Genomic DNA, 23746 nt, shown 5'->3' on the forward strand with positions numbered 1-23746 from the left:
TCCCGACGTGACGGCTAAAGTCCACAATCTTTGATCCGATCATGAAAGAGTAGCGTGGCAATCACGCTGCTCTTTTTGACATACTGCCGCTTACCTTGGACAGCCGTCTTAAATGTGGATAAGAACACTTACCTTTGATGTCCGTGTTAATTGTGAATAAGAACACTTAAATTCGGACAAGAACACGTAGGCGCCGTCCTGTCGATCACGCCGGCCGCGTAACCATGATTTTAACAAAACCTCGCTCAGGCATTTCCATGACATTCACTTAGCGAAAGTCATTTGCAGCGGATGAATTATAATTTCACGATACTCCATGTGCAGTTAGCTGTGTAGCCGATGTTGTTGCCACAAATGCCGGTGATGGTATCGCCCGCACTAATCACAGAAAAAACGCTAAAGCTTGTTGTTTCGCAGTTGGTTGAGTTTTGGGCGTAAGCAACCCATGCGCCATTTACTTTCATCGACACCGCATAAGTTCCACCAAATGTTCCACTGCAGACACCGGTTATACCTGTCAGTAAATAGTTTCCGCTATAGGGAGCGGTGATGACACTCGTGGTGGGATTGGTTGAGAGTAGTGAGTTCGAAGCTACACTTACGGAAACAGTCACATCCATCGCCGAGGTGGAGCCACTAAAAGTGATGCCACCGCTAGTGGCGGCTGTGGTTTGAGTGCTGCCGTCAGGGAAGGCAAAGCCGCCCGAGCTTGATTTAATTGTGCCGGCCACTTCAAGGGGTTTGCTAGGGTTTGTAGTCCCTATCCCGACGTTTCCATCAGAAGTGATTGTCATCCTTTCAATGTTGTTCGTGGCAATTCTTAGAGGCGTATTTTCTGCATTTGATACCCATGCTGCCTGATGTACGTCGTAACCATAAAACAGCCCATCGCTTGCAGTGACACCGGTTGTGTCATTAGTAACCTTGAGGTACGTCGCCGTAGATCCGTGAATATGCAGTTTGCGCTCAGGCGTCGCCGTCCCGATCCCGACGTTGCCGCCCATAAATAATGCAGTGGGTCCGGCACCGCTTTGATCTGTGCGGACTGCTGGGACCGTGGCACTATTGGCTGTCACCCGCAAAGTGCCAACAGTAGAGTCTGCCACCGAACCGACACCCAAGCTGGTGATGTTCCCAGCGCCATTTACTACCAATGTTTGAGTAGGGTTCGTAGTCCCAATCCCGACGTTGCCATTGGAGTCGATACGCACCCTCTCGGAGATCGTGCCAGGAGTCGCCCCGCTGGAGCTATTCGTGTAAAGACTAAGAAAGGTGTCATAGCCCCCACCCCGACCGAAGGCTATCGCTGCTCCACCGCCGGCGGCATTCGCCTGGTAAGTGATCGCATCTTGGCTTGGCGCTGTACCAAGGTTGCCGACTATCTGTAGGCCATTGGTTGCAAATGCTGAAATATTTGATTGTGACGCTGTGCCGGAAACCGACGTGCCGGTGATCGCAAGTTTTTGCGCGGGCGCCGCAGTTCCTATCCCGACGTTGCCCGCAAAATAGGCACTGTTATTGCTCCTGTATAATTGCATGATCGGATCGTAGCCATTCCGGGCCAGATGAAAATCGCCGCTCGCATCCTGATATTGATGCCAGAAGTTGCCGGTAGGGAAATTACCCCCCGGATCCGAGCCGCTTAAAACAAAGGATTTTCTTGAATTGATCAGACCAGCAACATCAAGTGTGGCCACGGGACTTGTCGTCCCAATCCCTACATTTCCACCACTCCTGTAAACATCGGAACCTGACACCGTCCAACTGCCAGCCGCAGGAGCTGAACTAACCCAAGTCGTACCGTTCGATGTGAGTACGTTACCGTTCGATCCTGGCGCCACGGTGAGAGGAGCATCGGTACCGTTACCGAGCAGCACATTATTTGCCGCTAGATTCGTGACACCTGTACCGCCATTGGCCACACTGAGCACACCTGAGGTGATGAGTGCAGCGCTATGTGCTGGGAGATCGTTTGCACTGAGTGCAGCCCATGCCGGTGCGGTCGCTGCACCGCTGGCACCAGTGCTGGTGAGAAACTGTTTCGTTACTGTCGTATTACCAGCAAGGCGGGTGCCGACTCCAGAGGCTCCTCCGTACAGCAAGTCGCCGAGCGTAGTCAGAGGAGACAGTGCATTGAAAGCGTTTGCTGCGGTAGTTGCGCCAGTGCCGCCATTAGCGATAGGCAGAGTGCCAGAAACTTCTGTGCTTAGTGACACGTTACTACCATTTGCGGCTGCTGTAAGACGGCCTTGTGCATCGACGGTAATATTAGCCCGCGTATAGGCACCGGGTGTGACAGCGGTGTTTGCTAGGGACAATGACCCGGCTGATGTTATCGGGCCGCCGGTAAGTCCAGTCCCAGCAGTGATGGATGTAACGCTACCCGCAGGCCACGCACTGATGCAGTTAGCTCCACTTAGGCAGATGGATCCGGCGACGTCGAGTTTGCCGGCTGGATTGGTTGTTCCAATCCCTAGGTTCCCTGAAGTTATTAGATTACCCGACGTACTAATCGCGGTACTGCCTCCGATCGTTCCCGAGGTAATTGCCGATCCAGACACCTTGCCAGCGGTGCTAATCGTGGCTAGTTTGCTATCAGCGATATTGGCGGATGCTGCAATGTCTGCGTCTGCAATAGTGCCATCTGTGATTTCGGTGCTGCTTACCGCCGACAGCGTCGCTAAGCCACCGAGTCCAAGACTAGTGCGCCCAGTAGCAGCGACAAGGCCCGAGGCTCCGCCATCCCATTTGAGGCGGTCCGCGTAGGCTGAGTCCCAGTTAGTGGAGTTATCGGCAACCGTGGTCCATGTGTCATTGGATGCACGTTTTGCTAAACCAGTCGTAGTGAGTGCCTCGACGGCACCGAGGTCGTTATTGAGGGCGAGCGTTATGCTGCCAGCCGCGGTGATAGGGCCACCTGTGACAGTGATCCCCGCTGCCGGTGCTGTGATTCCGATACTTGTAACACTTCCGGTAGCAGCCGATACCCAGCCTAAATTGCCTGCGCCATCAGTTTTCAGCACCTGTCCAGTCGTGCCATCGGCAGCTGGCAGTACCCAGACTTTATTGGCTGCGATCACATCAGGTGCCTTGAACCCAATGTAGTTGCTGCCGTTAGCAGAGAGTTCGTCGAAGCGGACTTCGCCCGTGTTACCTGCAGCGACACCAAACGGTTTGGCCTCGTAACCAGACTGGGCGATAGAAGTCACTGTGGTAAAGTCACCGGTGTTAGGTGTGGTCGCACCTATGGTGCCTGGAGTGGACCAGGTGGTGGCCGGGAGAGCCGTGCTTTGCCAAGTCGTACCGTTCGAGGTGAGTACGTTACCGCTGGTGATAGGAGCCACGGCTTGCACAGGGCTGATGCCATTACCGAGGATGACATGATTAGCTGGTAGAGTGATCGCACCAGTACCACCGTTGGCGACATTGAGCGTTCCGGATGTGATGAGGCCTGCACTGTGCGGCGGTAAATCATCCGGCACTAAACTACTTCCCGCAGTGACACGCCCAAATGCATCCGTAGTGACCTTAGCATAGCTCCCGGCCGTGCCAGTGGTCGCGAGACTTACGGTGGCCGTGCCACTCGTGGTAGCTACGGCGATACCCGTGCCTTGTGCGACGTTGTTCACTTTGTTTGTGAAAGCTGTGTAATCAGTATTAGAAATCAAACCTGCAGTGACACTGGCTGCCGCGGCCATCGGAATGTTGAGCGTATGAGCATTAGACGTTGAAGACCACGCCGGTGCTGTGCCAGATGCACCTGGAACAGCGAAGGTCTGCGTATTTCCGTTCTGCCCGTTAAGCGAGCTTAGGCCCGATCCTGATACACCAAGTGCGACTGCAGCCGAGCCATCCCAATACTTGATCTGATTGGTCGTCGTATTAAACCAAGTTTTACCCTTGTCTGTTGCTAAGAGTCCTGTGGGGTCAGAGGTATTGGGGCTAAGACCTAAGGTCTTTGACGCAGCCATCTGCACGTTACCAGCATTACTGATGTCAAAGCTGCCCAGGTTTAGACCACCGCTCAGGGAATCACCAGCCCGGTTGACAGGGGTATAGCCCAGCGATGTGGTGATCTGGGTTGAGTTCAGTGTCGGGATATCGGCGGCACTGAGTGAAGTACCCAGGGTGACGCGGCCTTTGGCATCGTACGTCACTTTGGTTGAAGTGCCTGCAATCGCCACGGCAGCTAGGCTAACAGTGCCTGTGCCGTTAGCGTATCCGTCTATGGTGGCATCACCAGCTAGTTGGGTCACGTAGTTACCAGCCGGTTGTTTGGCGTCGAAGGTCGTCCAATCCGCCGACGAGAGATAACCGCTCGTCGATCCACTAGCCCGTGCGAGACTGATATCACCGGTGGTCGCACTGTAGGAGAGCGGAGCTAATCCTGTGAGACTGGATCTGGCGCGGGCGATGCTGAAGTACTGTGCTGTGCCTGATTCTGGCACCGTAGCCGTAGTGAGTGGTTGCCATGTTTTATCACCACGCAGGTAGTCCGCTGGGGTCCCCGTTGCGATCGCGTCTTGCTTCGCTGTGAGCGCAGCCGTAAGGCCAGCGATCTTACTCTGACTTATGGCCGCGTTGGCGGCAACGTCGGTATCGGTGATCGCAGCTGCATTGGTTGCGCTTGTGAGTCGGCCTTGCTGATCGACGACGATATTGGCGCGTGTGTAGCTGCCTGCAGTGACGCCGGTGTTGGTGAGGCTTACTGTACCCGAGGCAGTCTGCGTTGCTGCCACCCATATGATGCCGCCGCTGCCGTCGCTCGTAAGGACGCTGCCTGCTCCGGCGCTTTCGCTTCCCTTGACGCTGAGCTTGCCGGACGAAATGTTAAAGCTCAGTGATTTACCGTCCACGGGCACACGCAGCGCGAGTGGGACATAGTTAAATTTCTGCCGTGGATAAGTTTTACCCTCAGCCGCGATCTCGATAAAAATAGCCACCGTCCCGTCACCAAAGATCTCCTGCGCATCGGGACCACTAAAAGCGAAGCTGACAGAAAACATTCCTTCGTTTAGGTCTACACTAGGGAAAGTTACTGGGTCACCCCTCTGAGTGCCCGCGACGGCGGCATCCCAAAAGGTGGCGGTTATATTGACGCGCCCCGCCATAGGCGCGCCCGTCTCGGTGGTAAGTCGGCCTGCGTAGGACACCGACATAGACGAGCTAGAACTACCAGCTACCTGGGCTTCGGCGCTACGAGCAGAGTACGGTAAGTAACCGGAACTGATGATAAATAAGCACCATGCGGCCAGCGGTCGAGCCGTAAGTAGGCGGAATTTTTGCTCAATTACTTTCATGGTGGACGCCTTGTGGTCAGTCCATGAAGTCTCCCTAGTTCGCTAAAGAGTGCTTCGTCATAAGTCGCCGTAAGCTTGAGAGGATTTACTTAAAGGCCAGGAAATCAGTGAGTTAGATTAATGATTTAAGGACTGGAGAAAATGCTCAAATTGAAGTTATCCCCTCATCTGCAAAAAAGTTTGAGTCTCTGAGGACTTGGGAAAACCATTGAACCTAAGCCATGCCCTCGTTAAGTTGGAGCAACAAAGGATTAACCATGACAGACACTTCTGATCTTTATCTCAAGCAACTCCTCGTCGGACCGATGGCAAACTTCGCCTACCTGGTGGGCTCCCGCAGTAAGCGCGAGTGCATGGTGGTCGATCCAGCTTGGGACATCGAGGCGATCACCAAGGCGGCTGAGGCAGACGGCATGACCATCACCGGCGCTCTGGTCACTCACTATCATCCTGACCACTGTGGTGGTCACATCTGGGGGCATGACATCCAGGGTATCGCTGAGCTCATGGCGACTAAGCATGTACCTGTTTACGTGCAGGCTGAAGAGGCGGAGGGCATCGTCAAGGTGACTGGAGTCAGTCGCAACGATCTTAAGATTTGCCGCAGTGGGGACAAGATCGATATCGGTGGAGTTGCCATCAAGGTCATCCACACCCCAGGGCACACTCCTGGGAGCCAGTGTTTTCTGTGCGAAGACCGTCTGATTTCGGGCGACACGCTATTCATCAGCGGATGTGGTCGGGTTGATTTACCAGGCGGCAATGCCGATCAGCTCTACGATAGTCTTAGCAACAAACTGGCCAAGCTCCCGGCAGACACTATTCTCCTGCCTGGTCATAATTACGATCCTGAGCCGTCAGCGACGATGGCCGACGTTAAGGCACGTAATCCTTACCTGCAGGCTGCATCTTTGGCAGCTTGGCGGCAAGTGCGGGGTGTTTAAGTGAGACTCAGTGCTGCGCACTCCTTGATGGCCGGGGTGTTGCTCACTCTGGCGTTTGCACCGCGGGCAGCCGCTTATAGTCTGTCTAGCATGCGTAACTCGGTCTTTCGCATCCAAGTGATGCGCGATGAGCCCAGTTTTGTCGAGCCGTGGAAGAGGGTAGTGGCTGTTCCAGGTGCGGGGACTGGATTCTACATTGGCGACGGGCGTATTCTCACCAATGCGCACGTCGTGGCCAATGCATCCTTTGTCACGGTGCAGCGTGACGGCGACGCCACACCGATGCCGGCGGTGATCAAGTTAATTGCTCATGATGCCGACCTTGCGGTCATTGAACCACTCGAGCCCTCAGGCAAGGTCGCGCTGAGTAAACTTGGACCGCTGCGCCTCGGTGGGGTACCGCGTCTGCGCTCACCGGTGTCCACTATTGGCTTTCCGATGGGTGGTGATCAGCTGTCTGTCACCGACGGTATCGTGTCGCGCATAAGTTATTTGGGCTACGTGCATCACGGCGGCGCTAAACATCTTTTGGTGCAGGTTGATTCAGCTATCAATCCGGGCAACAGTGGGGGCCCGGTGGTGCAGGGTGATCAGGTGGTAGGGGTCGCCTTCCAGAGTTTTCAGCAGGCCGAGAATACTGGCTATATCATCCCCACGCCAGTCATCCGGCACTTTCTCCGCGATATCGAGGACGGTCGCTACGATGGTCATCCGGACGACGGAATCACCATCAGCGACTGGGCCTTGCTGAGTCCGTCGACCCAGGCCTTTTATGGGCTAAGCGCTAGCGATGGTGGGGTTAAGGTGGCTCATGTGAGCCAGTGGGCACCTACCGCTGGGCTCGTCCTTCCAGGTGACATCATCCTTGCCATCGACCGTCAACCCATCGGCGTCGATGGGCGCGTCGATTTCGGCGGGGAGCGCGTCGACTTTCATGTGATTTTTGATCTGAAGCAGCTTGGGGATGACTGTAGATTTAGTGTGCTCCGGGAGGGCGTGCGACGCGATGTCGTCGTCCGTGTCGGTCCTGAGCGGCCCCATCATGAGCCTGGCTACTCATACGCGCGGCATCCACGCTTTTTTGTCTACGGTGGGCTCGTGTTCACGGCGCTTAGCCGTAATTTGCTGCGTACCTGGGGCGAGCGTTGGCTGCGTGATGCGCCGCTGACATTGAGGTATCTGGAATCGTGGTCGCAATACGATGCAGCGTATGCGGGTCTCGAGCAGATCATCGTACTCGTTAAACGACTCCCCGATGCCGTCAATACTTACGCGACCAGTCAACTCTATCAAGTGGTAGAGTCGGTAGATGGCCAGAAGGTGGTAAACATCGCAGATTTTGCCACGCACTTGGAGCAGGGTAAGTCGCCGTTTGCCGTGATTGATTTCTTTGGCAGTCATGACCCTATCGTTCTCGCGCGCGCCAAGGTCTCTGCGCGTAAATCTCTGATTGAAAAACGCTACGGTGTCACTATGGATCGCTGGCTCGAAGATCAAGGCGAATCATCCGAGTCTAGAGGGGAATCGCGCTCATGAGGGCCCTGATTTTAATTTGGCTGACGAGTGCGACGGTGTTTGGCGCCACACCACCGAAACGCAGTGTTCCTATGCGCGACGACCGTTTTCGCATCGAGGATCACGTAGTGCGCATCTTCGCCACCAAAAGCGAGATCGATCCGAGTGCTCCGTGGCAAAACGAAGACATCGCCCAGCAGCAGTACCTAGCGGTGCTACTTGCCAGTGGTGAGCTCCTGACGACGGCGAGTGCGGCTCGCGATGCTAGCTTTATTGAGTTGCAGCGCTTTGACTCATCACAGCGTGAAGAAGTTACTACCGTATTTGTCGACTATGAAGTCGATCTTGCACTGCTGCGCCCGGTGCGCCCGGTCGTCCTCCAAGGATTAAAGCCGCTCGCAATTGGCGATGATTTGGCTCTGGACACAGCTGTTCAGATTTACAAAATGCGCGACTCCAATCAGTTGAGTCAGGCGGCGGCGAGCCTCCAAGAGGTCAGCCTCAGTACTCCGGTGACCAGTAACTACGGACTGCTGTCGTATGATTTAAAGACCCAGCAGACTGGGCTAGGTAATGCCGAGCCCGTGATTTTCGGTGGCAAGCTGGCCGCTCTCGCATCATCCCAAGATCAAAACTTTCTGGCGGCGGTGCCAGCTATCGTCATCCGCCACTTCCTAAACGATCATCACGACCGTGATTACCGAGGCTTTCCAGCCTTGGGTGCTGAGCTTGCGCCGTTGACTTCGCCCGACATGCGGACACTGCTACAGGTGCCGCAATTACAGACTGGAGTCCGGGTAGCGAGCGTCTATCCCGATAGTAGCGCCACGGATCACCTGGCTACCGATGATGTGATCTTTGAGATCAATGGCCAAAAAATCAGTGATCAGGGCTATGTGCAGCACCCCATGTGGGGCAAGCTGCCGCTGCGCTCTCTGCTCAATCAGCTCTACGGCGGTGATCAGCTCACGCTCAAACTATGGCGTAAAGGTGTGGAACGCACCGAGACGCTGAGGCTCAGACGCTTCGACTCCAATCGTACACCCATCGTCAGCTACCGGTACGGGCAGCCGGAGCCGCATTTGATTGTCGGCGGGCTGATTTTTCAAGAGCTCTCGCTGGCCTATCTGCGCCAGTGGGGTAAGTACTGGCGTGACGTCGGGCCGCTTGATCTACTACATATTTTGCGCGATCAGAACGAGCCGCAAGTAGACCCCTCCACCAGAGTCATCATCGTCAGCCGGGTCTTGGCTGATCCCATTAATCGCGGTTATAGCGATACCCGTCATCGTCAGGTGCTGGCCGTAAATGGTCGCGAGGTCAAGTCGATGCTGCAGCTCCGAGAAGCACTGGCCACTTCAGTAAAGCGCGGAAGTCAGAGCTATATTGTCGTTAAACTAGGTTTAGAGGGAGACGAAGTTATCCTCGCGGAGGCGGATTTACCGGAGGCTCACAAGCGTATGCGTCGGCTCTACGAGATCGCCAGCGACGCATCCTTTTGGTCGCAATAAGCTACGACGCAGTCTGCAAAAAATGGAGCGTTGCCGTCTCAAGCTCCTGCCAACGGCTTTGTAGAGCCGCTATTTCGTGATTTTGCTCCCCAAACCTGATCGTCAGGTCAGCAATGTGGTTTACAAACGCTGCCTTGCTTAACTCTGAGATTGATAGACGTCCGATGTTCATATTTTCGATGTAGAGATGGGTGTCTAAGAGGTGACAACAGAGTTCGATGGAAGCGTCGTATTTGGCAAAGTTCGTATATCCTTTTTCAAGGACATTAGCGATATGAGGTAGTTCGTCGGTATCAGCGCTGCGTGCAAGACTACCTATAGCATCGAGTGCCTTGCCCCGGATGAGATTGTCCTTAGTCAGCGTCTTGCCGCTCAGGGCTGTGTTGATGAAGTTGAGAATTTGCAACCGATGGTCTTTAGGTTGCCGCTGAAAATCTGCTGTGGCGAGCACTAACCAAGCCTCGCTAAAACGAGGGTCGTTACTATTACCAGCTACACTTAAAAGGCGATCGACGTCGCGCAAGGCTATCTTGTTCATCTGAGCGTTGTGCAGAATTTGGCTCGGGTACCCTATGATCCTCACGGCTTCCATGAGCTCGCGATGGGCCAGTTGGATCTCTTTGGACTTGGATTCAGCAAGTGATTCCGTCGGCGTCAAAATTTGGACCAGTCGATCATGGGCCGCCAGAATGAGTTGGAGGGCGTTGTCCTTCTCGCGGAATCCCCTCCACGGTACAGTCTTTATCTGCCCCAGGGTGCTAAGTATTCCGTCCAAGGATTTAGCCTGACTGAGTTGGACGGCGAGTAGACGATGCAGGCGCAAACTTTCAGCATTAGGTTCGAAGTCGAGCAAGCTGGAGCGACTTTCGTCAAAGTTGAAGTATCGTTGCAGCCGCGGGATGAGTTGTTCAAACTTAATGGTAAACATTAGAAATTCGTCGCCTCTGCCTACTGGTCCTAGCCGTGGCACAGGGCAAGTCTCAATGACGCTTGCCATACTGGGGGCCTCTTGCAGGAGGCGTGCGCGGGCCTCTGGTCCCATCCATACAAGGTTACCGATGCCGCCGGTTTTTTCGAGGTAATCGGTCATAGCAAGGCGTGTCTGATCCGATAGAGTTGACAGTTGGACCTGATATCTCAGGTCGCTTGATGAATAACTCATCTGCTGGTCTAACCAGGAAAAATCAAAATGGAAAAACCATTTGTTCCTGTTTATCAGTGCAGCGAATTGCTCGGGCTTCAGAATGCGCGCTAGTCCTGGATCGATAATTGGTAACAAGGAGATGAGGCCCTTAAGACGCCGCTCTACGCGCGGTGCCGCATCTAGATACATACAGGCAAACATCTTGAGGGTGTCGATACATGGATGTAACGAATTTTCAGCGTTAACGGCACCTAGTACACGGTGCGAGCTGGCCTGCGTATGTAGGTTGAGGGGACCAAGTACGTCCGTGACGCATCGCTGAATCTCCTCGCTGCGGATCTGCAGCAGGGACACCGGTAGCGCTGTTTGCAACTGGCCATCGACGTCATGATCGATGGTGAAGTTGGTGGTTTTGATACCGACTATGGCAGCCCAGGCATTTTGACCACCACCGTGTCGATGAAGGAATTGGCGGGCAGAGCTTGTTGTGAGTCTTGCAATTTGCTTACTTTGACGCTGTTCGATGAGCAGCGAGTTGACGTTGGAGAGGTTGAGATAAACTGACCCTAGCCAGCTAAGCTGGATGGCTTCTAAAGCTGCTGCTACAAATTTTCCTATATCGTCCCCGAACATCAAGGATGCAAACAGTCTGAAGAAAATATTCGCTGTGATGCCACCGTAACAAATCACCATACTTTGCCGCGCGACAGAATGTTCCTCTGAGCTAGGCATATGAGTGATGATTGATTCCCACCAGAGTTTAGGAGACCGCGTGAGCGTCTTACGATTGCTAATACCAAAAAGTACGACGATAGGAGTAAGTAAGAGTACAAAATCGCGTACCACCGGCAAACTGTGGGATACCGATTCTATCGACAGCCAGCTGCGCCCGAGTAACCCGATAGCAGCCGTGATGATGACAGCCGCTGCAGCGCCTATGCGCGCTATGATCGAAATCCTGGCAGGGATCGTCAAATGACTCAAAATGACAGTGAGTATGCTGTAGCAGAAGAGGGTGTTGCCAAATAGATGTAAGGTCAAAAGCATCGTCGGACTAATCTGACCATTGTCGCCAGCTAACCCTACGGTGGCTAGCACGGCAAGAGCTTGGGAGCTGATAACGCTCATGAGTCTGGCCGCCGTAGGCTCGATAAGTGTAGTGATAGCTCCCAGAATGGTGCCGCCAGTGTATAGTGCTACCAGACTGATATTAAAGAGTGAGGTCCATTTAAGATGCTGGGAGAAATTTGATGCCATAAATCCATGCGCCAGCATCAACTGCAGCTGAGCCATGAGAGAAACAGCGCCAGCCATAATCAACAGGCGGACAAAACCTCTATTTTTTATAAACTTCAGTTGCATCACGGCGGCCTGAATAAGTTAACATTAACTCTTGGCAGATTTAAGCGCTGTTAGTGGCAGTTCCACCGTAAAACAAGTGCCCACGTTGACTTTGCTACTGACACGGATGGTGCCACCAAAATCATTGATGATGCCGTAGGACAGGGCTAGCCCTAAACCCGTACCCTCGCCAGGATCTTTGGTTGTAAAAAACGGATCGAAAATCTTGCTCAGATGTTCGTCGGAAATCCCAACGCCGGTGTCTTCGACCTCATACACACCATATTTGTTGCCTTGGTTATCCTGGCGCGAAGTGGTGCGTATGGTTAGAGCTCCGCCGTCGGGCATGGCCTGAACCGCATTTTGAATGAGGTTTAAGAATACTTGTATGATGCGGTTCCGATCCCCGGTGACGATGTGTTCCTTGCTATCGAGTTTGGTGATCAGTGCGATTTTTCCACCATTCTTAAAACCGACGCTGCCAAATCGAATGGCGGTGCGAATGGCTTCAATAGCGTTGATCTCTACCTGCTGAGACTTAGGTTTTGCTGGGTTTTGCCGCGCGAAATCCAGTAATCCTTCGACGATCGCCTTGCAGCGCTGCGTAGCTGCTTCGATCTCAACGACGTCTTGGTAGTGGGGGCTTTTCGGGTCCATTTCACGCAGAAGCATCTGCGAGAATATCAAGATGCCACCAAGAGGATTGTTAATCTCGTGAGCCACGCCGCCTGCAAGAAGTCCAATCGATGCGAGCTTGTCCTGCTGCGCTAACTGCGCCTGCATCGCTTTTGCCAAGGTGCGGTCACGGTAGACATGAACCACGGCCTCTGGGCTCCCAGCAGCATCGGTGAGCGCCTGCGAGCTGACTTCGAACGTTTGGCTCTGACGTACGTGGTCCAGCTCAAAAGAGGTTGGCGTGCCGTCTTTCATGGTGGATTTAAGTTTGCAGCCGGGACACGGATCACTCCTCCCAGCAAAAACGCTGTAGCACTTGCGCCCCAGGATATCTTTCACATCGACGTTGTTTAGTTTGGCCATGGCGACGTTGGCCTTCTGCACGCTATAGTCACCACCGACAATGATGAGTGGATCTACCAGGGCGTCAATCGTTGCCATCCATTGACGCTTGAGGTCCTCGACAAAACGTAGCAAATCGCCCTGATCTGGAGTTGGCGCTAGCTTACGAGCGGAACTAGTGCGGCGACTCTTTTCGGCCATAAAAACGAAACCCCGTATGATGACTGGCTCCGGGAGACAGTGGTCCTACGAGGTATATCGTCAATTTCGCTTAAGAATTTAGTAGCCTTAGGGCCACCCCTGTTAGTGCGCGAAGGCTAAGTCGGCGGTGCCTACCTCGGTTTCGGTGATTTTTCGTAGTTTCTCAAAGAGTTCATCCTGTCCCGATGCGCCCTCAGGCTGCTTCCAAACCAGAGCATGCATGAGCACTGTGTCCATGTGCTCAACTGGCACTACGGTGACTTCCTTGAGAACTTGTTTAGGTAGCTCTTGAATGTCCTTCTCGTTCTCCTTAGGGATCAGAACCTTCTTGATGCCACCACGGTGGGCGGCGATGATTTTTTCTTTAAGACCACCAATGGGTAGCACCCGGCCGCGCAATGTGATCTCACCAGTCATGGCAACATCTTTACTGATCGGACGATTGGTCAGAGCGCTAGTCAGCGCCGTGGCCATGGCAATCCCAGCAGACGGTCCGTCTTTAGGAATAGCGCCCTCAGGCACGTGGATATGGATGTCTACTTTGGCGTAGAAATCATCATCGAGACTGAGGAAGCTGGAACGTGACCGGACATAACTTAGTGCCGCCTGCGCAGACTCCTGCATAACCTCACCGAGCTTACCAGTGCAGGTGAGTTTACCTTTCCCTGGCAAGATAGACACCTCGGCAACGAGAAGGTCTCCACCCACTTCAGTCCAGGCTAGTCCCGTACAGAGACCAACTTCGTGATGCTGATTGGTTAAACCAATACGGAACCGGCGGGGTCCAAGGTATTTCTGAACACTCTTGTCCGTTACGGTTTCTGTGATGTTGAGATCGATAAGCCCAGTCGCGGCTGCGGCTGGAGCAGCGTTCTCCGTGGCCGCTGCTGCTGCAGTGCCTTTCTTTTTCTTGACTGGTGCCGCCTCGACCACTTCCTCAGGGGCCTCTGAGTCGCTGCTGTGCTCGGTTGCGTCGCTCGTGTCACCTGAGTGATGTTTCTCAAGATGCTTGCGCGCAAGCTTACGAAGTACGGCGCCAATTTCACGCTCTAAGTTACGGACCCCAGACTCGCGGGTGTAGTAGCGTACGAGCTCTTTCACCGCGGCCGGTGCCACCGTGACATTGGTACCAGCAAGCCCATTGGTTTTTAACTGCTTGGGAACGAGGTACTGCTTGGCGATAGCCAACTTTTCTTCTTCGGTGTAGCCAACCAAGCGAATCACTTCCATCCGGTCAAGCAGCGGCTTTGAGATGGTGTGAAGGCTGTTGGCCGTGGCCATGAACATCACCTTTGACAAGTCAAAGTCGATGTCCAAATAGTGATCTACGAAAGTCGCATTCTGCTCAGGATCCAGCACTTCCAAGAGTGCTGAGGTGGGATCACCGCGGAAGTCCTGGCTGAGCTTATCGACCTCGTCGAGGAGAACCACAGGATTGGCACTGCCGCATTTTTTGAGGGCGTTGATGATCTTGCCTGGCATCGATCCAATGTAAGTACGCCGGTGGCCACGGATCTCAGCCTCGTCACGGACACCGCCGAGGGAGATACGGACAAATTTGCGACCCGTTGCCTCGGCAACGCTCTTAGCAAGCGAGGTCTTGCCAACCCCCGGAGGTCCAGACAAACAGAGAATCGGACCCTTCATCTCCGAAACGAGAGCCCGGACTGATAGATATTCGAGGATCCGGTCTTTCACCTTCTCTAGACCGAAGTGATCTTGGTCGAGCACCTGCCTTGAGAAGTTGATGTCACGCTTTTCGGTCGTGTATTCGTTCCAAGGTAAAGACAGCACCGTTTCGATATAGTTACGGACTACCGTTGCCTCGGCCGACATAGCCGACATGTGCTTGAGCTTACGGATCTCTTTGTTGACCTTGTCGCGTGCTTCCTCGGAGAGTTTTTTCTTCTTGGCGAGATTCTCTAGCTCCATGATCTCGGCCCGGCCATCATCGCGGTCACCGAGCTCCTTCTGAATCGCAGCCATCTGCTCGTTCAGATAGTATTCCTTTTGCGTCTTCTCCATCTGACGTTTGACGCGAGCGCGGATCTTCTTCTCGACGCGCATGATTTCAATTTCAGATTGGATGAATCCGTAAAGGTCCTCGAGCCTTTGTCTAGGATCAGTCTGCTCGAGCAGGCGCTGTTTATCTTGTAGCTTCAGATTGGTCAAATGAGCGACTAAGGTGTCAGCGAGCTTTGACTCGTTCTCGATCTGAGCAATCGATAGCAGCATCTCGGGAGGGATGCGTTTATTGAGACGCACGTAATTGTCAAAGGCCATCTTCACCGTGCGAATGAGTGCTTCATTCTCAACACCGGTGCTCTGCGGCTCCGGCAGTGGTTCGGCCTCGACCATGAAGAACTCTTCGGTCTGGACGTAGTCGACGATACGAGCGCGCCGCTGTCCTTCGACCAAGACTTTGACCGTGCCGTCCGGTAGACGCAGCAACTGCAAGATTACCGACACGGTGCCGACGCGGTAGATGTCGTCGGCCGTCGGATCGTTGGTTTTGGCTTTAATTTGCGCTGCGAGCAGGATCTCTTTGGATCCCGACATCGCTTGTTCCAATGCCTGAATCGACTTGTCGCGGCCAACAAAAAGCGGCACCACGGTCGATGGAAAAACCAGAATATCCCGCAGCGGTAGGAGGGGGATACGCTGACGTTGCAACTTGGCAGATTGATCTGTCGTCATACGGATGCCTCCTCGACGCTCAAGTGGACGCAAATCAACAGGTGATTGCGGTCATCATTGAGAGAATGTTCGTTTGGGGCGACTAGGTTCATCTTAGCGCACCTGGGCCTAACAATCCTAGAAGGTTTAATAAAAAATCGGCTTTTAACTGCAACAGAAAAACCCAAGACTGATGAGAACCGTGGCACCCTCGGGGGGGCATGCAAGAATCGCCACGGATCCAGGCCTACACCTACCAGGCAGAACTTAGCTCTGTCCGGTGCCAAACTCCCGTTCTTTCTTCTCTTCTTTGGCTTTCACCTCAGAGTCAGACCGGTATACCAAGATTGGGTCGGCATCCGCAACGATCACCTCTTCGGTGATGACGACTTCTTTGAGATTTTCCTGGGAGGGCATCTCATACATGATCTCGAGCATGGCAGTCTCGAGGATGGCACGGAGGCCGCGGGCGCCAGTTTTGCGCTTCAGCGCTTCTTTGACCACAGCGCGCAGGGCGCCATCGGTGAACTTCAGTTCGACCGATTCGAAGTCGAAAAGACGCTTGAATTGTTTGACAATTGCGTTGCGGGGCTCGGTCAAGATCTTGATGAGAGCGGCTTCGTCCAGCTGCGCTAGGGAACAAACGATTGGCACCCGGCCGATGAACTCGGGAATCATCCCGAACTTCATTAAGTCTTCCGTTTGGACTTTAGCGAGCAATTCGCTGACGTTCTTCTGCGCTTTGGAGCGGATGTCGGCACCGAAGCCCATCGAGGCGACCTCGATCCGCGAGGCAATGATGTCTTCTAGGCCAGCAAAGGCGCCGCCGCAAATAAAGAGGATGTTGGTGGTATCTACCTGCAGGAACTCTTGCTGCGGGTGCTTACGGCCACCGCGCGGCGGCACGTTGGCGATCGTGCCCTCGATGATCTTCAGGAGTGCCTGCTGTACACCCTCACCGGAAACGTCACGTGTGATCGACGGGTTCTCGCCTTTGCGCGCGATCTTATCGATCTCGTCCACGTAAGCAATACCGCGCTGCGCCATTTCGACATCGTAGTCGGCGTTCTGCAGGAGATTGAGAATGATGTTCTCGACGTCCTCACCGACGTAGCCGGCCTCAGTCAAGTTGGTGGCATCGGAGATGGTAAATGGTACGTTGAGGATCCGCGCTAGAGTTTGCGCCAGCAGCGTCTTACCAGAACCAGTGGGACCAATCAGGAGGATGTTGGACTTGGATAGCTCCACGTCTTCACTCTTGCCCTTGTGATCGATGCGCTTGTAGTGGTTATGCACCGCAACCGACAGCGTCTTCTTGGCGGCCTCTTGGCCGATGATGTAGTCGTCTAGGACTTTCTTGATGTCTTTGGGATTGGGAATCTTGCCCGTTGGGCTTAGCAGCTCCTCCTTCTCCACTTCCTCAGCGATGATGTCATTGCAAAGTTGAATGCACTCATCGCAGATATAGACGTTGGGGCCGGCGATCAATTTTTTGACTTCTCGCTGCCCTTTGCCACAAAAGCTGCAGTGCAGTCCTGAGTCTTTGCCTGCCATGTCTCAGATCTCCTTCCCTAACGGGTCCCGTCCCATTTAGGAGCACCACCCTGGCACTCCCCATCATCATCTGGTTGACACCACTCTATCTACACACGCGACTTCGTACCGAAGTTGCTTAGTTCACTCTGGCTTCTTTAGTTTTTTTGCCGAAGGGGCAATTTCATCGACGATACCATATTCCTTGGCCTGCTCGGCGGAAAGGAAGAAATCGCGGTCGATATCACCGCTAATGACCTTGCTGGATTTGCCCGTATGGTAGGCGAGGAGATCGATCATCCGCTCTTTGGTTTTGATGATCTCTTGCGCTTGGATTTCAATGTCGGTTGCTTGTCCCGTCGCACCACCAAGTGGCTGGTGAATCATGACGCGTGCATTCGGTAGAGCGTAGCGCTTGCCTTTGGAGCCGGCCGCTAGTAGCCAGGCGCCCATCGACGCGCATTGCCCGACGCAGTACGTGCGGACGTCAGGTCTGATCACCTGCATTGTGTCGTAAATCGCCATGCCGGCCGTCACCGATCCACCCGGAGAGTTGATATAAAAATGTATGTCCTTGTCCGGATCCTGGCTCTCGAGGAACAGCATCTGTGCCACGATGAGATTGGCAATCTCGTCGTAGACCGGTGTACCAAGAAAAATGATCCGGTCTTTGAGAAGTCGCGAGTAAATGTCGTAAGAACGCTCGCCGCGGTTGGTCTGATCAACGACAATGGGTACCAATGGCATAAAAACCTTCCCTCTATCAACAGGTTAGCCTGAACCGCCTGATCCACACCAGCGTCCACGTTGCTGGCCTATCTTACCGAACATCGCGAACATAAAGAAATTTTTACTCTATTCTCGAACTTCAGCCAACAGGGGATGCGCAAACCGTTGGGCTAGCGGCCTCCGAAGTCGCTGAAGTCCTCTCTAGAGGGATCGACTAATTTGGGGAAGACTTTAGCGGGGCAGGGCGCCCCGCTCAGAAAACTGTCACTCAGAGGCTGGCGGGCACGCGGGTAACCTTCGCATTTTCAAGCAGGAAGTCCATGGCCTTTTCGAAAAGAACACTTTCCCGCAGGCGCGGCTCAAGTGACTTTCTAAAGGTGGCTTTTTGCTTGGGATCGGTGACGCCTGCGTCAGCTAACACCTGATCTAAACGTTGGTTGAGCTCGGCTTCGGTGGTCTCGATCGCCTCTTTCTGAGCTACATGCCAGAGCACCAGCGTATTCTGGGTACGGCGCTTAGCTGTCGCCAGTAGGTTCTTGCGCAGCTCACTGTTGCCAAGGGCCTTCTTGCGGGTGTCCTCAGGATGGCCGCGTAGCTCCTCCTCGATCATGCTATCAATGACCTGATCCACCATCGCTGGCGGCACTTCGAAGGGATTGGCGTCCAGGATCTTGCCGAGAAGAGCTGTCTCGAGGCTCTGGCGGCTCATGTTCGTGGCCTGAGATTCCATCTGCTTGCGAACCTCGTCGGTCAACAGCTGGGCACTCTCGAAGTTCAGATCCTTGGCGAACTCATCGTCCAGAGCTGGAATATCCAAAACTTTCAGATCATTCAGGGTCAGCGTGAAGCTCAGCTCCTGACCCGCTAGTTCTTTATCCGGGTAGGTGTCGGGCAATTTCACTGGCGCCGTTTTGACCTGACCGACAGTCATACCGAAGATCGGTGCCTCGAGGCCGTCAAAGAGCTCACCCTCGCCGAGAGCAACGGTCATGTCTTTAACGTCCAGAGCGGCGATGGCGACATCTTTATGCGTGGCCGTATGGGAGAGCGCTGCCAACATACCTTTGGCTGCGGTCTGACCGGGTTCAATGGGACGCGTGCGCGCACTGCGACGACGCAGGGTGCTTAGCTCGCGGTTGAGCGCTTCGTCGTTGACGGCGTATTCCTCAGCGCTCACTTCGACACCTTTGTAGTTGTCGATTTTTAACTCTGGCAACACGTCTACGACGGCGGTGAAGATGAAGGTCTCGTTCTCCGTCGGGAGACTCTTGGCGTCAACAACGGGCGCAGCCACCGGACGGAATGCTTGCTCGCCAATGGCGGCAAAAAGATGCTGATTGATCAGAGACTCGTGTACTTCACCGGCAACACTGTTGCCATAAAGGCGACGCACAACAGTAAGCGGTGCCTTGCCAGGACGAAAGCCCTGGATACGTGCACGCTGCTGCAGTTTGCGGTAGGCGCCATCGAAGGCCTTGTTGACTTCATCAGGGGACACCTCAATGCTGAGGCGGTACTGGACGGCATTGAGCTGTTCGACCGTGGACTTCATGGACCGCAGACTCTCCTAAAAAAACCGAGTGTTATCTCGAAAATCTTGCCGCACAAGCGGTCCGCGGACGCTAGCAAAATCACTCCATTGTGTCAAAAGCTAATTTGTACGACACTTAGGGGAGTCCGACACTGAACTTTGCGAGGAAGCGCTTATGCGTAAGTTGCATCATTACATTGTCTTTCTGACTCTAACGCTGACCGCCGTACTCATCGCTAAGTACTACGCCGGACGCCTGGCGAGCCACATTGCCGTCGCGGCTGGAGACTGAATTGACCAATAGCGCCTCAGTTTCGGGTCCAAATGTGGTGTCGCCTTACTTCCCCTGGTTTGCCAGAACGGTGGGGCTAGCGATCATTGCGGCGATATTTCAGGTGATGTTTACCTTCGCTGCGACCAATCGGGATTTTTCGTACTTTAATTACTGGCAGTACTTTACCAACCAGTCGAACCTGATCAGTGCACTGGTCATTTTATACCGGTGGTCACCACTTTACCGTGGAGACGAGCTCAGTCGTGCGCGTTACGAGTCATGGCGCGCTGCCCTGGTCGTATTCATGTCGCAAACGACCTTTGTCTACTGGGCACTGCTGCACGGACTATTCAAATCACCGGATGCACTCACAGCGTTGTCCAATGCGTTTCTTCACAGTGGGGCCTTCGTGTATTTCCTTTTGGAATACGCAGTCGAACCACCCGAGACGTTGATCAGCCTCAGCTCCGCCCTTTGGTGGCTCGCCTATCCTGTGGCCTACACAGCCTTAATTCAAGTGATGGCGCAATTTCGCGCGTGGTATCCATACCCGTTCATGGATCCAGCTAAATCCGGATCGGTAGGCGCAGCGGTGATCAATCAGCTGGTTCTTGCCCTGATTATCGTGGCGGTGGCGTTAACGCAGCGATGGCTCCACAACAAATGGTGGAGCAGGCGCCATGGGGAGCAGGTCTAATTGAATTTGCCTTTGTAAAGTGCTGCGAGCACTTGGCAGCACTGAACAAAAAGAGCGAGCTCGGCCTTCTTGGCGCGCAAGCCCAGCCCTGTTGACGTTTTGACAATCTTGACCGACTCGCCGGCTTTGGCGAGCGTCGTAATTTCCGTCCCCCAGTTGTCGGTCACCAGATTAGCACGCTTACCTTCTTTGATCATCTCATCAAGTCCAGCTGAGACCGTCTCATAGGGAGCAGTTGCGACCATTTTCTCGAACGTGCGCAACATCACCACGACATCGGCAGAGACGTAAGGGTGGTCAGCATTGGCTTTACAAAAATCACTGATAAAGTTTGCCATCGTCGTCAAGATCGTTCGGTTAGCCGTGGCGATAGCGGGGTTCTTGTAGTTGTCGAGACGCTCTGCAATCAGACCAGAAGTGGTCAAGATTTCAATCAGCTCTTTGAGTCTCGTGGTGTCGGCCTGCAAAATTTCCTTGAGCGCTGATTCAATCGAAGAGATGCGCAACACCCAATCCTTGCCAATTTTTTCGCCATCTTTGTGCATCAGCAGCACCATAATGTGCAGCTGTTTAATGACGTTGGCGTAAGGCGCCATGCTGCCGCCGCCACTGGCTGAGATGATGCCACTTTCCAGATTCTTTAGCCGTTCGTTCGTTGTCCTAAGGCGCGAGGACAGAGCCGACATGAGACTGACAAACCACTTGGGTATCTGTTTCATCAGTTTGCCAAAATCGTCCTGCGAGATCAGGGTCACTTCGGCCTCAGTCTGAGCCTTGACTGAAGCCGAGCGCGGCTGCTGATCAAATAACGACATTTCGCCAATCATGCCGCCGGCACCCACCTTGGCGAGCACCACTTCCTTACCCTCTTGTTCCAGGTATACACAAACCTCACCCCGGCGGATGAGATACATCCCATCCGATTTGTCGCCAGATTTAAATAAAACCTGGCCCGGCTTGATGATTTGATTGGTTCCTGACACTGCCAACTCCAAGGTCGAGGCCCATGCGGATAAAGAGCCCGCAACGGCTCATCCTCGCCATCGGTTGGTTGCGTCTAGGTCTGTAATTTCGTGTAGCGCGAGCGCTCCCGCGGCGGAAGCTAAATAGCCGACTCGTCAAACTCTTCTAACACCTCTTTCAGGTATGCCAAAAAGCGTGCCCCTCCCTCGCCATCGACAACGCGGTGATCGAAGGTTAGTCCGATCTGCACTATAGGACGTATCCCGATCAAATCGTTAATCACGACCGGTCTCTTGATGATGGCGCCTACGCTGAGTATAGCGACCTGAGGCTGGTTGATGATTGGCGCTGACACTAAACTGCCAAACATCCCTGGATTCGTGATCGAGAATGTGCCGCCTTGGACATCTTCCGGCAGTAATTTTTTGGTGCGGGCACGCGTCGCTAGGTCATTGACGCGGCGGGCGATGCCAGTCACGTTGAGTGATCCCGCGTCACGAATCACCGGGACGATCAGGCCGGTTTCAATCGCTACGGCGACGCCGATATTGATTTGATCCTTCCACAGTATATCGTCGCCATCGACCGAGACATTGACGATCGGATATTTCTTGATAGCCTGCACGGCAGCGTGCACAAAGAAAGGCGTATAGGTGAGTCCAAAGCCCTCACGCGCCTTGAACCCAGCCTGCGCTTTAGCCCTGGCAGCAGCGACCCGGTGCATATCGATTTCAAAAATGGTTGTGACGTGCGGCGATGTGCGCACTGAGCGGACCATGTGCTCAGCGATCAGGGCGCGCATCTTCGACATGCGCTCACGACGGACCGGCACCCCTTCCAGAGTCTCAACGCCGCCATCCTTTTTCGTCCCTAGCGGCGCATCGGCAACAGTTTTACTGACGGCAACTGATGGCTCTGATGTCGGGCCGCGCGACTTGGCTGACTCTAGGTCACGCTTAGTAATACGCCCGTGCAAGCCGGTGCCGACGATGCCGGCAAGATCAATCCGCTCCTCCTTAGCCATCTTGCGGACCAGAGGGGACGACTTTTGTCTGACGTCGCCAGTGGGCGCGGCATGAACAGCTGTAGCTTCGACCTTAGTTGGAACCGCAGCCAAGTCCGTGGTCTTTGGTGGCGTGCTGACGCGAGACGGCGAGCTGGTGGCACTCGCAGCCGAGCCACTGGCACTACTACGAATAATTGCTATCACCTTGTTCACTTCGACGGTAGTGCCGTCACTTACCAAAATCTCCGTGAGGACGCCGCTAGCCGGCGACGGAATTTCCGTATCTACCTTGTCAGTAGACACCTCGAGTAAAGGTTCCTCGAGATGTACCTGCTCGCCCGGCTTTTTCAGCCATTTGACCAGAGTGGCTTCGGTAATGCCTTCGCCCATCAGGGGCATGAGCACCTCAGTCGTGTCGTTCTGCATAGCACGCCAGCCTTTCGCCCATCGGGCCACAGGATTCTAGGTTAGGCTAGTTCTTATGACAGCGATTATAGATGAATTGCCCCACCCATCGCTACATGAGCCGCTTCCATAATCGTCTCCGAAATGGTCGGATGCGGATGGATTGTGTGGGCGATCTCGTCGACGGTAGTTTCGAGTACCTTGCCTAATGCAAATTCAGCGATCATCTCGGTCGCCTTGGCACCGATGATGTGAACGCCAAGAAGCTCGCGGTACTTAGGCTCGTAAATAATTTTGACGAAGCCTTCCGTCGCGTCATCAATCTTAGCTCTAGCCATGGGCGCAAAGGGGAACTGCGCCACTTTGTAGTCGACCTTTGCCGCTTTGAGCGCTTGCTCCGTGCGACCAATGCTAGCCACTTCGGGAGATGTGTAAATCGCATTGGGATTAGCCGAGTAGTCAATGACCGGTGGTTTATGGCCAGCAATCACCTCGACTGCATGCATGCCCTCTGCCGACGCCGTATGCGCCAGAGCAGGTGTAGGGATCACGTCGCCAATGGCAAAAACCCAGTCAGCGCTCGTCCGGTAGTGACTATCGACAGTGATGAAGCCACGATCGGTTTTGATACCTGCAGTCTCTAAACCAATATCGTCGGTCACCGGTGCGCGACCAATCGCCACCAGGACGACCTCAAAGGCGCGCGGCTTTTGACCCTCAGTGGTGACAAGCGCGTGATCGCCTTTGTCTTCAACAGCAGTAAGTTTAGTGCCAACTTCAACCGCAACATTTTGCTTTTTGAGTTGGCGTACCAGCTCTTTCACGCTGTCAGCGTCTTCACTCGGCAAAATTTGAGGCGCCATTTCGACAATGCTGACTTCACTACCAAAGCGCCCATAGAGCGAGGCAAACTCAGTGCCAACCACACCGCCTCCGATGACGCACAGTGATTTTGGCAC

At 54.0% G+C, this 23746-nt stretch carries 14 protein-coding genes; 4 read left to right on the forward strand and 10 right to left on the reverse strand.

Annotation, left to right across the window (positions count from 1 at the left end; translation table 11 throughout):
• Positions 1 to 296: 296 nt before the first annotated feature.
• The gene (locus FJ146_15760) at positions 297 to 5300 is read right to left on the reverse strand and encodes a hypothetical protein (GenBank protein MBM4253425.1); all 5004 of its coding nucleotides are present in this window, start codon (positions 5298 to 5300) and stop codon (positions 297 to 299) included.
• A gap of 257 nt (positions 5301 to 5557) precedes the next feature.
• Between FJ146_15760 and FJ146_15765 the strand changes: the two genes are divergently transcribed.
• The 3 genes from FJ146_15765 to FJ146_15775 are packed head-to-tail and all read left to right on the forward strand — an operon-like array spanning position 5558 to position 9270.
• Entirely contained in the window at positions 5558 to 6244 is a 687-nt protein-coding gene (locus FJ146_15765; protein ID MBM4253426.1) for an MBL fold metallo-hydrolase, read from the forward strand.
• Positions 6245 to 7780 carry a trypsin-like serine protease gene (locus tag FJ146_15770; protein MBM4253427.1) on the forward strand — a complete coding sequence of 512 codons (1536 nt, stop codon included), beginning with the start codon at positions 6245 to 6247 and terminating at the stop codon, positions 7778 to 7780. It abuts the gene before it with no gap.
• A complete protein-coding gene (locus FJ146_15775) occupies positions 7777 to 9270 on the forward strand; it encodes a PDZ domain-containing protein (GenBank protein ID MBM4253428.1) in 1494 nt (497 codons plus the stop codon). The genes FJ146_15770 and FJ146_15775 overlap by 4 nt, the downstream gene beginning before the upstream one ends.
• Before the next feature lies 1 nt (position 9271).
• Here the strand turns inward: FJ146_15775 and FJ146_15780 are convergent, their stop codons facing one another.
• The 6 genes from FJ146_15780 to tig all read right to left on the reverse strand — a co-directional run bounded on the left by FJ146_15780 (position 9272) and on the right by tig (position 19463).
• On the reverse strand, positions 9272 to 11779 hold the full coding sequence (locus FJ146_15780; protein ID MBM4253429.1) for a hypothetical protein: 2508 nt from the start codon (positions 11777 to 11779) through the stop codon (positions 9272 to 9274).
• A gap of 21 nt (positions 11780 to 11800) precedes the next feature.
• Positions 11801 to 12973 (reverse strand): hypothetical protein, encoded by a 1173-nt coding sequence (locus tag FJ146_15785; protein ID MBM4253430.1) that lies wholly within the window; start codon positions 12971 to 12973, stop codon positions 11801 to 11803.
• A gap of 102 nt (positions 12974 to 13075) precedes the next feature.
• A complete protein-coding gene (lon, locus tag FJ146_15790; GenBank protein ID MBM4253431.1) occupies positions 13076 to 15670 on the reverse strand; it encodes an endopeptidase La in 2595 nt (864 codons plus the stop codon).
• Positions 15671 to 15916: 246 nt separating this feature from the next.
• The gene (clpX, locus tag FJ146_15795; GenBank protein ID MBM4253432.1) at positions 15917 to 17203 is read right to left on the reverse strand and encodes an ATP-dependent Clp protease ATP-binding subunit ClpX; all 1287 of its coding nucleotides are present in this window, start codon (positions 17201 to 17203) and stop codon (positions 15917 to 15919) included.
• 123 nt (positions 17204 to 17326) lie between these two features.
• The gene (gene clpP / locus FJ146_15800; GenBank protein ID MBM4253433.1) at positions 17327 to 17929 is read right to left on the reverse strand and encodes an ATP-dependent Clp endopeptidase proteolytic subunit ClpP; all 603 of its coding nucleotides are present in this window, start codon (positions 17927 to 17929) and stop codon (positions 17327 to 17329) included.
• Between the two features lie 250 nt (positions 17930 to 18179).
• On the reverse strand, positions 18180 to 19463 hold the full coding sequence (gene tig / locus FJ146_15805) for a trigger factor (protein MBM4253434.1): 1284 nt from the start codon (positions 19461 to 19463) through the stop codon (positions 18180 to 18182).
• Positions 19464 to 19735: 272 nt separating this feature from the next.
• Here tig and FJ146_15810 point away from each other — a divergent pair, with 272 nt between their 5' ends.
• Positions 19736 to 20413 carry a hypothetical protein gene (locus FJ146_15810; GenBank protein ID MBM4253435.1) on the forward strand — a complete coding sequence of 226 codons (678 nt, stop codon included), beginning with the start codon at positions 19736 to 19738 and terminating at the stop codon, positions 20411 to 20413.
• Here FJ146_15810 and FJ146_15815 read toward each other — a convergent pair.
• The 3 genes from FJ146_15815 to FJ146_15825 all read right to left on the reverse strand — a co-directional run.
• On the reverse strand, positions 20410 to 21408 hold the full coding sequence (locus FJ146_15815) for a cyclic nucleotide-binding domain-containing protein (GenBank protein ID MBM4253436.1): 999 nt from the start codon (positions 21406 to 21408) through the stop codon (positions 20410 to 20412). The genes FJ146_15810 and FJ146_15815 overlap by 4 nt on opposite strands.
• Before the next feature lie 107 nt (positions 21409 to 21515).
• Positions 21516 to 22808, reverse strand: coding sequence for a 2-oxo acid dehydrogenase subunit E2 (locus tag FJ146_15820; protein MBM4253437.1), 1293 nt, complete (start codon positions 22806 to 22808; stop codon positions 21516 to 21518).
• A 65-nt stretch (positions 22809 to 22873) separates the two neighbouring features.
• Positions 22874 to 23746 (reverse strand): dihydrolipoyl dehydrogenase (locus tag FJ146_15825; GenBank protein MBM4253438.1); only part of this gene is annotated, 873 nt, incomplete at its 5' end.

It is taken from the genome of Deltaproteobacteria bacterium, from assembly GCA_016874735.1.
In the GTDB taxonomy this organism is placed as follows: Bacteria; Bdellovibrionota_B; Oligoflexia; order Oligoflexales; family CAIYRB01; genus CAIYRB01.